This is a genomic window from Leyella stercorea, from assembly GCF_019052365.1.
In the GTDB taxonomy this organism is placed as follows: domain Bacteria; phylum Bacteroidota; class Bacteroidia; order Bacteroidales; family Bacteroidaceae; genus Prevotella.
Genome location: NZ_JAHQUY010000082.1, coordinates 1 through 11,965, shown reverse-complemented (window position 1 = coordinate 11,965; position 11,965 = coordinate 1). Strand labels below are relative to the sequence as shown.

The 11,965-nt window shown below is 41.3% G+C and carries 12 protein-coding genes; 8 read left to right on the top strand and 4 right to left on the bottom strand.

What is annotated here, in order from left to right:
- Nucleotides 1–441: 441 nt before the first annotated feature.
- The 4 genes from KTQ90_RS11500 to KTQ90_RS11485 all read right to left on the bottom strand — a co-directional run bounded on the left by KTQ90_RS11500 (nt 442) and on the right by KTQ90_RS11485 (nt 4,834).
- Nucleotides 442–1,593 carry a PDDEXK nuclease domain-containing protein gene (locus KTQ90_RS11500; RefSeq protein ID WP_217318557.1) on the bottom strand — a complete coding sequence of 384 codons (1,152 nt, stop codon included), beginning with the start codon at nt 1,591–1,593 and terminating at the stop codon, nt 442–444.
- Nucleotides 1,594–1,692: 99 nt separating this feature from the next.
- Nucleotides 1,693–2,337, bottom strand: a complete 645-nt coding sequence (locus KTQ90_RS11495) for a recombinase family protein (protein WP_217318561.1) — start codon at nt 2,335–2,337, stop codon at nt 1,693–1,695.
- Nucleotides 2,338–2,495: 158 nt separating this feature from the next.
- Nucleotides 2,496–3,656 (bottom strand): tyrosine-type recombinase/integrase, encoded by a 1,161-nt coding sequence (locus KTQ90_RS11490; RefSeq protein WP_117710122.1) that lies wholly within the window; start codon nt 3,654–3,656, stop codon nt 2,496–2,498.
- Nucleotides 3,653–4,834, bottom strand: a complete 1,182-nt coding sequence (locus KTQ90_RS11485) for a site-specific integrase (protein ID WP_217318556.1) — start codon at nt 4,832–4,834, stop codon at nt 3,653–3,655. Before KTQ90_RS11485 ends, KTQ90_RS11490 begins: the two co-directional genes overlap by 4 nt.
- Before the next feature lie 224 nt (nt 4,835–5,058).
- On the opposite strand from KTQ90_RS11485, the gene KTQ90_RS11480 reads away from it, so the two are divergent.
- The 8 genes from KTQ90_RS11480 to KTQ90_RS11445 all read left to right on the top strand — a co-directional run bounded on the left by KTQ90_RS11480 (nt 5,059) and on the right by KTQ90_RS11445 (nt 11,847).
- Entirely contained in the window at nt 5,059–6,075 is a 1,017-nt protein-coding gene (locus KTQ90_RS11480) for a hypothetical protein (RefSeq protein WP_217318560.1), read from the top strand.
- A gap of 24 nt (nt 6,076–6,099) precedes the next feature.
- Entirely contained in the window at nt 6,100–6,717 is a 618-nt protein-coding gene (gene traK / locus KTQ90_RS11475; protein ID WP_217318555.1) for a conjugative transposon protein TraK, read from the top strand.
- 21 nt (nt 6,718–6,738) lie between these two features.
- The gene (locus tag KTQ90_RS11470; protein ID WP_217318554.1) at nt 6,739–7,074 is read left to right on the top strand and encodes a hypothetical protein; all 336 of its coding nucleotides are present in this window, start codon (nt 6,739–6,741) and stop codon (nt 7,072–7,074) included.
- A 2-nt stretch (nt 7,075–7,076) separates the two neighbouring features.
- The gene (locus KTQ90_RS11465; RefSeq protein ID WP_254359485.1) at nt 7,077–8,372 is read left to right on the top strand and encodes a conjugative transposon protein TraM; all 1,296 of its coding nucleotides are present in this window, start codon (nt 7,077–7,079) and stop codon (nt 8,370–8,372) included.
- A gap of 39 nt (nt 8,373–8,411) precedes the next feature.
- Nucleotides 8,412–9,242, top strand: coding sequence for a conjugative transposon protein TraN (gene traN, locus KTQ90_RS11460; RefSeq protein WP_373175019.1), 831 nt, complete (start codon nt 8,412–8,414; stop codon nt 9,240–9,242).
- Nucleotides 9,243–9,264: 22 nt separating this feature from the next.
- Complete coding sequence (locus KTQ90_RS11455; protein ID WP_254359483.1) at nt 9,265–9,798, top strand: hypothetical protein; 534 nt, start codon at nt 9,265–9,267, stop codon at nt 9,796–9,798.
- 162 nt (nt 9,799–9,960) lie between these two features.
- Nucleotides 9,961–10,494 (top strand): DUF1566 domain-containing protein, encoded by a 534-nt coding sequence (locus tag KTQ90_RS11450; protein WP_217318552.1) that lies wholly within the window; start codon nt 9,961–9,963, stop codon nt 10,492–10,494.
- 21 nt (nt 10,495–10,515) lie between these two features.
- Nucleotides 10,516–11,847, top strand: a complete 1,332-nt coding sequence (locus KTQ90_RS11445; protein ID WP_217318551.1) for a hypothetical protein — start codon at nt 10,516–10,518, stop codon at nt 11,845–11,847.
- Nucleotides 11,848–11,965 lie beyond the last annotated feature (118 nt).

The following is an 11,965-nucleotide window of genomic DNA, read 5'->3' as shown; positions in this document are numbered from 1 at the left end:
ACTGTATTTCAATTAATTCAAAGAGCGATTAGTCCACTTTAACGGGACAGTAGTGAGTTAAGGAGATTTAGTTACAACCGACTTCTCAAAAGTTGTATTATTTATTTTTTTATGCAGTTGGGAAGTTTGTACAATGTGTATAAACTGCATAGCCATTGTAAAAGGTCATATAGCCGAATCCAACACTATTACATCATTTTACTTGTAGCCACTGCAAAAATAACAAAATTTCTTCAAAACAAGCAAGGTTTGTTTTGATTTTCTGCCAAAACTGTCCGATTTTAACATTTGAATAGCAGCTATTGCTGTATATAAAAGTATAAAAAGTGTGACATCGCCATCTAAAGCCTTGTAACATCAATTGTGACAGATACGAAAAAAGGAGTAAGAATATTATTGCCTTACTCCTTAATACGCATTTTATATAATGTGAATATACATTTACAACGATTTGCAAAACAAATCTTTCATCTTATCCAAATCAGGCAAAGCCTTCTGTAATTTTTTAGGCATATCCTGTTTGGTTTTATATGTTGCCACTCCCATTGGGCTGTCGTAGTTCCTTACAACAATGTCAACAAAAGCCTTGTTCATTTCCTTGCATAACACAATACCAATAGTAGGATTTTCGTGTGGCTTTTTTACAGTAAGGTCTAATGCCTGTAGATATGTACATAGTTGTCCCAAATATGAAGGCTTGAACTTACCGTATTTTAGTTCCACGGCTACCATTGCAGCAAGTTCTCGACTAAAGAACAAAAGGTCTATGAACATTTCCTCTCCTTCAAGTACGACACGATACTGGTTACCCATAAATATGAAATCCTTTCCGAATTGAAGAATGAAATCGCGCATGTTTCTTACAATTTCTTGCTCAACTACACGTTCGTCAATGTCCTCAATCTCCAGTCCCAAATTTTCAGTATTGATGAAATCAAGCAAATATTCATCTTTAAACATTGATATTGTTTTCATTGATTGCCTGATGTCTGGTATCGCTTTCGGAAAATTGTTAGGCATATTGCCTTGATGGTGATATAGATCATCAGATAAGTATTTCCGTAATACGTACTTGTTCCAATGGTGCAAGTTCACTTGATGTATGTAGTAGATACGCTCATCTAAAGTGGTAGTTTTATGCAAAATTTCCATATGATGAGTGAAACTAATGCCCACAAAATCCTCTATACGTAAGTCGGCTGACTCTATAGGTCTGTTAATACAAAGGAGTGTCTTTTCTCCTATTTCAACACCTTCTTCTATCTTATTTTCAAGCTGTTGTAATTGGTTCGCCAATGGCGAACCAATTGAAAGGCATTGCCATTCCTCATAGAAGATACGCATTTTCTTCAAGTTGCCTGAAGAAAAGCCTCTTAATCCTGGCAATTCACGCTGCAATCTCTCACTAATAGTATCAAGAGCTTTTGCGCCCCAATGTGCTTGTCGTAAATTGATAGACACATAACGCCCTATACCATAATATAAAGACAACTGTATGGCATTACTTGACTGGCTCGCCTGTGCTTGAGCTCGCAAAATTGCCCCTTTTATGGTTTGGACAGCTTTATTTACTGTTATATTGTTTTCTTCCATTATACTCTGTTTTGATATTATTTACAAAGGTAGTGCTTTTAGCCTATAAGCCACTATTGCACAAACCATTTCTTTGAAAAGAACGTAAAATCAATAATATTATTGCGGTGATTGTACTTTTATTAATCGCTTCACTCGTTGTACGGTACTTACCCCTTTACCACTCAACTTTGCCACATCTCGAATGGAATACCCCTTGCGGAGCAAACTAATAACTTCCCTATATTCGGCTTTCATCTGTTCTTCCGTTTTTACAGAGCCTACCTTGCGTCCGAGTTTTCCACCTTTCTCTATATACCGCTTCCTTCCTGACTGCAATCGGAATGAGATATTGTCACGTTCCAATTGCGCACAGGTCGAAAGCGTGGCTATCATTATCGGGGCAAAGAGGGACGGATGTCCTTCATCGTCCAATAATGTAAGTTGTTCCTTTTGTATGTAGAGGTTGATGCCACAGTCAATGAGTTCCTTAACAGAGGCAAGCACCTCAAACGCATTGCGACCCAATCTTGACAGTTCACTGACAAGTAAAATGCTGATACGCTTTTCCTTACAGAACTCCATTGCTTCACACAACACTGGACGCTCATCTTTCTTCTTTGCGCCAGAGATGTGTTCCTCAAAGACCTTGCAGACTTCGATACCCTTATATTTTGCATACTCCGACAAGTCCTTGACCTGCCTTTCCGTGCTCTGTCTGTCACCAATACTGGAGACACGAGCGTATATTACTCCTGTTGTCATCATTATCAAAGATTAAATTGAACATGAAAAAGCCTGTGTCCAGATAAGTCTTGCAGATTTATTTGAACACAAGCGTTTTTTGAATACAGCCTGACGGCAATTTCCCAACAAAAGGGAAGAAGTAAGACTTCCCCATTGTTCGCACCCTGCTGTATGTCTCAATCAAACACGCCATTAAACAGATTGACCGCCTCTATCTTCTTTTCAAGAGCCACTTTTGCATAAACTTCGGTTGAAGTGATGCTTCCATGTCCCAAAACATCCTTCACTGCTGATATGTCTGCTCCTGCTGAGATAGCCAACGATGCTGTCGTATGCCGTGAGCAATGGTAGGTCAAATCCTTTTCTATGCCAGCCTTTTCTTTTAGTCTTCTTACGTATTTCGATACGTTGTCTGACTTCTTGACAAGGTGAAATACAAGACTTTCCGGATTGTCATCCGTCCGAGGTGGCAACAACGATTGCGCCATTTCATTGAGCGGAATAATGGCAGGACGCTTAGTCTTTCGCTGTATGATGCTGATTGTCGGCACGCCATCTATCATTTTAATATCACACCACCTTAGATGCTGCATATCGCCAAGGCGAAGGGCAGTCATGGATGATAAGCCAAATGCCAGTTGTACGGTTCGTTCATTCTCACATTCAGCTTCCACCGCCAGGAAACGTGTGAGTTCTTCGGGCGTAAGATACTCTCTGTGTTTGTCAGGAGCATGGAAGCGTTCCAACTTGTTTAGACTGTGTACAGGATTGAATTTTACAAGTCCTTCACGCATAGCCTTGTTAAATATCGCTTTGACTGTTTCCTCAAACAACAGTAATGAGTAATCAGCCAACCGTCCTCCGTTGGTCTTGATTTGGCGTTTGTTGCGATACTTGTTGCGCATATAGTCAAAAAGACCGCAAATTTCATCTTTACTGACATCTTTCAGCAGGATGTCTTTCTTATCTACTCTCCGTAAATAAGTGGCGATACGCTTGCGGACAACATTCTTATGACCTATCATCTTCTTGCAGTTGCCACAATCAACAGACCATTTGATATAGTCATCGCACCATTGTAGCCAAGTCAAGCCGTTGCCTTGTTCTTCGCTTTTGGCATTCTCTTTCTCCAATACAGGAGGGGTGAGGATGCGCTCTGCTCGTATCTCCATAGCCTTGTTGTATGTAAGCCGATTGTGCTTTGCAGCACCAACGGCATCATCGGGCAAGAGATAGAGATGCAAGTTTTCTCTCTTGCGGAAGCCTGTCTCGTAGTATTCCAGATATAAGGCTCTTTTGCCTTCCGTCAGCTTACGTTCCTTGATTTCTATCTTCATTGTATTGCTGGTATTTGATCAAACATTCCGTTCACGAGGTTTACGGTTTCCAACTTCTTCTTGTCAACAATCTTGGCGTAAATCTCCGTCATCTTGATGCTCTTGTGTCCGAGTATCTTGCTTACTACATAGATACTTGCACCAAGGGTCAGGAGCATCGTAGCCGCCGTATGTCGTGAGCAATGGTAGGTTATATGCTTGGTTATACCTGCTGCCTCCATCCATTCTTTCAGAACCACTTCTACAGTTGTAGATGTGATTGTCAAGTTGTGGAAGATGTTGTCTATGCCTTCTTCTCTTTTAGGCATCCACTTCTTTGTTTCTTCCGACAAGGGGATGGTTACTCTATCCTTGGTCTTGACTTGGATATGGTCAATGTATTCTGTCTTGCCGTCAGCAGCCTTGTGGATTTCACTCCAGTTCAAGGCTTTCATGTCGCTATATCGCAGACCAGTGAAACAGGAGAACAGAAAGGCTTTCTTCACCAGTTCATAACGGCATGGTGTGTTCATCACCTTCTTTATTTCCTCTATCGTCAGAAACTCACGCTCAGCCACTCGCTTCTGTGGCTTCTCCTTTGCCTCCAACAGCAAGAATGGATTTTGCTCAATCAGTCCGTCCCTTACTGCCTTTGCCAATGATGAGCCGAAATAGTTGACGAACATACGGCAAGTGGTGGTGCTGAGTTGTTTCTTTCCATCATTGTAGGTGCAAGTCTTCAAAAAAGTAATGAAGCCTTTGCAAAACTCCTTATCCACGTCTTTCAACAGAAACTCCGGCTTGCCTATATATAATAGGTATTGGTCAATGCGAGCATGAGTGTTGCGCTTGGTCTTCATGGAAGACTCAGACAACTCGGCATTGTACTTCACAAAGTCATCCATCCACTTGGTAAGTGTCATGCGTGACTTCTTCACCTTGTCCCAATCCACAAGACCCTCTCTCTGGATGTCAAGAATGCGCTGCGCCTTGATTTGCTCTGCCAACTTTCTTGTATTGGCGTTTTGCAACTTGGTAGCAGCGTTGATTTCTGGCACAAGATAGAGTTTCAACGTTTCTTTCTTTCGCAATCCCTTCTGGTAAATGTCAAGATAGAGGCTGATGTTGCCACCTGCTATCTTCTTTTCTCGGATGCGCACAGGCTCCTTCAAACGGATTTCTTTCTTCTTTCGTCCCATTTTATTTCCTTTCTTTTCTGATGTTAATATATTCTTTTATCACTGATTATCAAGCATTTAGCTTGCGATACAAAGATAATACAACGAGGGACAAAAACGAGACAAAAGTGGGTAAACAATCCGCTAATTTAGGAAAGAATAACGAACCAATCCAAAAACGGTTTTCATTCCTAATAGACTGTAAATCAGTGATATTACATCACCTTACTATCCTTTCATTTCCGATGGTTAGACCCGCTTGGGATAATTGGTGGATTCTGCAAATGAGTATGGCATTGGGAGCGTTGTTTTCCATCATAGTGGCAGGTGGATTAGCCTACAAGATGATGGTTAAGAATGAGCCTATCGATGTGTTCAAGATTATGAAGGTGCTTGGTATTGCACTTGTCATGTGCTTTTGGTACCCACCGAGTATGTCAGGAATTGGGGGAAACAGCAACGCAAGCATCCTTGATGCGTTGGCTTACATACCAAACTGTATTGGCAGCTATACACATGACCTGTATGAGGCAGAAGCCGAGCAGGTTAGTTCTAAGTACAATGAGTTGGCACCTTTGTTAAAGAAACGAGACGAGAAGGTTGACAGTATTGCACCAGAAGGAAAGATTACGGCAGAAATCATCAAATCCGCACAGGCGCAGGATGTTACCAATCAAGTACAAGGTGCCGAGAGTACGGTTAAGGCATCTACTTCTGCACAAAGACTTGCCGACAAAGCAACTTTTTCAGGAATCATTGTTGGATTGGATAAGATTGTCATGTTCCTGTCGCTTGTAATATACAAAATCGGATGGTGGAGCACGATATTCTGTCAACAGATATTGTTAGGTATGCTAACCATTTTTGGTCCGATTCAATGGGCGTTCTCTGTATTACCAAAATGGGAAAGCAGTTGGGCGAAATGGCTGACGAGGTATTTGACGGTACATTTCTATGGAGCGATGTTATACTTCGTAGGATTTTATGTTCTTCTTCTCTTTGATATAGTATTAAGTGTGCAAGTGGAAAACCTTACGGCTGTAACTACATCTGATAGTACGATAACGGCATACGTACAGAATGCCTTTATGACATGCGGTTACCTCCTGGTAGCATCTGTAGTTTCTTTAAGATGCTTGAATCTTGTACCAGACTTGGCAGCATGGATGATTCCTGAAGGCGATACTGCATTCTCTACAAGAAACTTTGGTGAGGGTGTAGCTTCAACAGTAAAACAGAGCGCAATGGGTCTCATGCGATAATAATGAACTGTAAAAACAAAAACAATGGCAGTATTAAAGAATGTAGAAAACAAGATAAAGCTCGTAATGATTGTGAGCTGTCTGTTTCTTGTAGGCTGTGTGGTCATCAGCCTTGGCAGCGTTATCATAGCAAAGACTATGGTGGACGATGCGCATAAGAAAATTTATGTGTTGGACGGGAACGTGCCTATTTTGGTTAAACAGACAGATATGTCTGAGACGTTTGAAGTGGAAGCAAAGAGTGACATTGAGATGTTCCATCATCTTTTCTTCACCCTTGCTCCTGATGACAAGTATATTCAATATACCATGCAGAAGGCTATGTATCTCATTGATGAAACTGGCTTGGCTCAGTACAATGCCTTAAAGGAAAAGGGATTCTATAACAACGTAATCGGTACGAGCACTATTTGCAGTATCTTCTGTGACAGTATAAAGCTTAACACCGATTCGCTCTCATTCACCTATTATGGCAGACAGCGCATTGAGCGTAGAACGAGTATCTTGATGCGTCAAATCATTACAGCAGGTAATCTTAGGCGTGTGCCGAGAACAGAGAATAATCCTCATGGTATTTTGATAACCAACTGGAGAACGTTGGTAAATAAAGACCTTGAAGAGCAGAAGAAATCAGATTATTAACCCCTTATAACTTCATAATATATGAGTTTAAAGAAAATCATAATCGGGGAACCGATGCCAGATAAGAACGACCCTAAGTATAAGGAGCGTTATGAGAGAGAGGTAGAGGCAGGACGTAAATTTGCCGAAAAGATAAAGTTGCCTTGGCTGTTTGGAAAAATTCAGCTTTGGGCGAATGACAATCGAAAAGCATTTCTCGTAATTGTCTTCGGTATAGTCATCGGCTGTTTTGCCTTGAACATATTTAATATGGTAAGAGCCTACAACCGTCACAATAGCCGTTCACATGGTGGAACAGCGGTAGAAAGAGTTGACTCTGCATTGCAGAACAATCGACATCACTTTAATAACAGATAAATATGAAAAAGATAAATTTCAAGCAACCGAAGTATATGCTTCCGCTTATCTTATACTTGCCAGTTCTCTTCGTTGGCTACATGCTCATTAAGACATTTCACACTGAGACGGCAGACACTACAGACCCTCGATTGAAGACTACAGACTATCTGTCAAGCGAGTTGCCTGAGGCTAACACCGATAGTGTCCTTGGTAGTAAGATGGACAATACGGAGGATATGTACGGCAAGATTTCAGACCTCTCTGGAGTGGAGAATGTTGAAAATGACAATGATTCTGTCAATAAGAAGCAGGATTATGAGTCTCGCTACAGTGAGAGAGAAGCAAACCAATTAGCACAGCAGCAAGCCGAGCAAGAAGAGAAGCGTAAGCTGCAAGCCATGCAAAACAGAGTTCGTCAGGAGCGTAGAAGTCGTTCTACATCAAGTAATGATTTTGTTGCACCAGTCAGCGACTCCGAGATAGCAAGAGTTCAAAGAATGCGCCGACAGCGCAATTGGGAAGAAATGGACAGAGACCTTTCCGGCAATAGTTCCAACAGCTATATGGCAGGAAGCGGTGGAAGTAGCACTGGAAGTTCGTCTTCAAGCATAAGTTATGATGAAGAAGGCAATCCTATATACAACAATCCTAATAGTGGTTCTTATAATGGGATGCCAGGACATGGCAATGGAGGTTCTACCAACAACCATGCAGAAGGAGAAGAATCTCCTGAAAAAGTTGTCAAGAAGACAAAGCAGACTTCAGATTACTTCAATACCATCGGCGGCAGCAATGAGCAATCTAAGTTGATTACCGCCATCATCGATGAGAATGTGAAAGCCGTTGACGGCAGCCGTGTGCGCCTTCGTCTTCTTGATGATGTAGAGATAGGCGATGTTACCGTTAGAAAGGGAACTTACCTATATGCCATTATGAGCGGTTTCGGAAAACAAAGAGTGAATGGAAAGGTTGAGAGTGTCTTCTACAATGAGGAAATCATAAAGGTAAGCCTTTCTATCTTTGATACGGACGGACTTGAAGGATTGTATGTACCTATCAGCCAGTTCAGAGAAACTGCGCAAGATGTAGTAAGTTCAGCAATGCAAGGAAGTAATATCATAGACAACTCTTCAACCACAGGCTCTGGAGGTATTAAGAACTGGGCTAATACAGCCGTTCAAAATGCCTCACAGAGAGTAATGAGTGCTTTAGGGTCAGCCGCCAAGAAGAATCGTGTACGTTTGAAGTATGGTACAAAGGTCTATCTTGTTGACGAGAGTCAGAAGCAAGGCAAGAGTGCAAGAAATAACAGATAACAAAAAAAGACAGTCAATATGAATACAATAAAGTCAAGAATGTGCGCACTTCTTATCATGTGCGTTTGTGTAGTATTGGGAGTAAATGCCCAGAAATCATACTATAACATGGAGCAGCTTACAGTGAACGAGAATGTATCTACCATCATCACAGCTTCCGAACCAATCAAGCTTGTTGACATTTCCACGGATAGCGTCGTTGGTGATAAGCCGCTTGACAATGTGATACGCCTTAAACCGAAAACAGGCAATCACAACGATGGTGACGTGCTTGGTATCGTGACTATCATCACAGAAAGATACCGTGTTCAGTACGCAATGATTTATACAAGTAAGTTGCAAGAGGCAGTAACCGACAAAGAGGTGGAACTTGTGGAACGCAATGCCTTCCATAACCCAGAGGTAAGTATGTCAACCGTGGACATGGTAAGTTATGCCATGAAAGTATGGCAGAGTCCAGCCAAGTATAGAAGTACTTTTACTTATCAAAATAAGATGAAGATGCGCCTTAACAACATCTATGTAGTAGGAGAGTACTTCTTCATCGACTTCTCTGTAGAGAACAATACGAACCTTCCGTTTGATATTGATGAGTTGAGAGTGAAACTTCAAGACAAGAAACAACAGAAGTCAACCAATGTTCAGACAATAGAGTTAAAACCTGCACTTGTGCTTGACAGAAGCATCCGTTTCAAAAAGGGCTATCGAAACATTATCGTATTGAAGAAGATGACCTTCCCTAATGATAAGGTTCTTACCATAGAGTTGTCAGAGAAGCAAATTTCAGGGCGCACTATTTCAATGAATCTTGATTATGAGGATGTCTTGGCGGCAGATGCCTTCGATACACTCTTGTTGAGAGAAGAGTAATAACCATATAAATAGATGTATAATGAAGATTACAGATAATATAAAACATATCCCTACACGGATGATGGCAATACTTGTTATAGCCTTCGTCTGTGTAGGCACACTCCATGCACAAAGTCATGGAAACCATATTATGGTAGGTGTTGGAGGTTCATATCCAAGAGGTGTTGAAGCCACTATTGCCTATGAGCATGAAACAGAATACCATAGTGCCTGGGAATATTTTGCCACAGGCTACCTCAAATACGAAGAAGACCCAGAGGCAGGGCATATTACCAACGAGTCTTTTTGGCACAGCTATAATACATGGACTGTAGGTGCAGCCTACAAGCCATGTGTAAGCAGAGGTAGAAACCATCACGGAAACTTCCGTATCGGTGTAAGCGTGGGAAGCGACTTGGATAAGATGATAAGCGCAGGACATTTAGGATATGAGCATACCTACAACCTGTATAATGGTTGGAGTGTGTTCTTCCAAGTGAAAGAGGATTTTGTCATTCGTGGCAAGGACACTTTCAGAACTGGAGCATCCGTAGGTGTAAAAATTCCATTGTAAAAATCATAGATTATGAAATCATATTTGAAAGTATTGTATCAACCATTGTTGGGTCTATTATTGGTGCTATTCTTGACAACGGCACTCAGTTCTTGCGAAGACCATGAGCCGATAGACCCGAATGTACATATAGGCTACGTCCTGTGCGATGACCATAGTTGCATGGACACAACAACATATTTCAACCAGTCAAAAAGAAAAGCCGTTGGCGTTGTGTTTGCAGAGCAGACAGAAGAACATCCGGCACTTGTTGTTATGTTCAAGGAGGTGAACGAGATATTTTGTGATTCCATTGGCTTGGTTAACGGAACGAGTGGCGATGTTTCCACATTTGACGGATATTCCAACACAGTAGCCATGTATAACAGTTATGTCGAGGAAACTGGCAAAGGTTCACCTTTGGCTATGAAGATGATGGATTTCCATGAAAACGGACAAAGCGACTTCATTCCAAGCGTAGCAGAGCAGCGGTTACTTGTAGCTGCTGCAAGGCAGATAAATCCCATCATCGAGAGATTCGGAGGCACACCGATTGCCTTGAACGGAGATTGTTGGTATTGGACTTCTACGGAAGTTACAGAGAACGCCGGGCTACAGGCATGGCTTTGTTCTGCTGTAAATGGTGGAATACTGCCAACACCTAAGACAGAGTTACACAAGGCAAGAGCCGTTGTGGAAATACATTATCCAGAGTAATAATTAAAAAAACAATAGATTATGGGTGGTTGGAAATCAGCTATTGAACTTGTGCCTAAAATAGGCAAAGTCATGGGTAAAGCTTTCGGCGAAGGTGGAACTAAAGCCGTTGAGCAAGTTGCCAAAATTTCTAAGGCAGAAATGAAACAGGCAAAGGATTTGAGAAAAGCAGAGGGCGCAATTAAAAGCATAGGCAGTCCTAAAATTAATGTTTCTGGTGTAGATATTTCTCGCTTTTCCTATAAGAACGGAAAGTTTTGGGATTTGAAACACGCTAACACCTCTTATTCAAGAAAAGAATTTGCTCAATTGCAGTCACATTATTCCAACCTTTTCAAGGGTGGAAACAAAAGTGGATATAAGGCATGGGAAAGAACCATACCAAAATCAAATTTTACTCCTAAGTTCAATACTCTCAACAATGAGTCAAAAATTATAGGACATGGTAGTAATACTGCCGAAACTATTGCAAAGCAAAGGTGGTATCAGAATGTAGAGAACTGGAAAAAGGCAGGAAAGCTCGGAGTAGATGGTATGAACAAAACAGGCAGAGCTATTCATGGAACAGCCGAATTTGGATTTAGAGCAGCCAGAGGAGCCATTAAAAACTCTAAAGACCTTGCTATATTGGCAGGTACTGGTTGGGCTGCTTACAACATTTATAATGGGAATGGTATTGTAAAACCAGTCTTGGGAGCTGTTGGTGGTACTGGTGCCCAACAAGGAGGTGCTGTTAATATTGCAGAGCAACTTATTGCAGGAGAAGGTGCGCCACAACTTCATGATTATTTATCGGGGATGGTAACTGGTGTGGTAGGTGAAGCAGGTGACGTTTACTATCGTCTTAAAGACGGCACAATAGCCGTTGCAGGCGAAGCTGGCAATCTTTATCAAGGAGGCAAGGATATGATAGCAGGTGCATTTAATGGCAATGGTATGGTAAACGATGGTAACGGCTATTATTCAGATCCGACAGCCCAACAATATCCAACAATGAGCCAAATGATGGGTCAAGGAAATGGAGTTGTAAATGGTGTAATGGGAGGAATGAATAATGCCTTGAACTCTGTTACTAATGGCAATGTAAGTAAACTGGACTTGTTAGGTCTTATAACCTCTGCATATATGATGTTTGGGCGTTTTGGATGGCTTGGTAAAGCTGCCAGTTTAATGTTAGGTGGCATGACTTTAAAAAATATCAATAATCATCAACAAGTACAAGTTTCACCACAGCAAAGTAACCAACAAGTAGTTGGTGCCAATGCAGTAAAAGCTGCTCCTTCTTATCAAAATACAGCAGCATTACAAGAAGATGATGATGAAAACGTTATCGTCCGCTCACGAGGCATCTAATATGAAAAAAATAGCTATAGGAATATTTGCATTTGGAACAATGTGTGCTTTCACTGTTTTTGCAGTTTGTTGTCGATTGTCATTAGATGCAATATATAGTTTATCATTATATATAGTT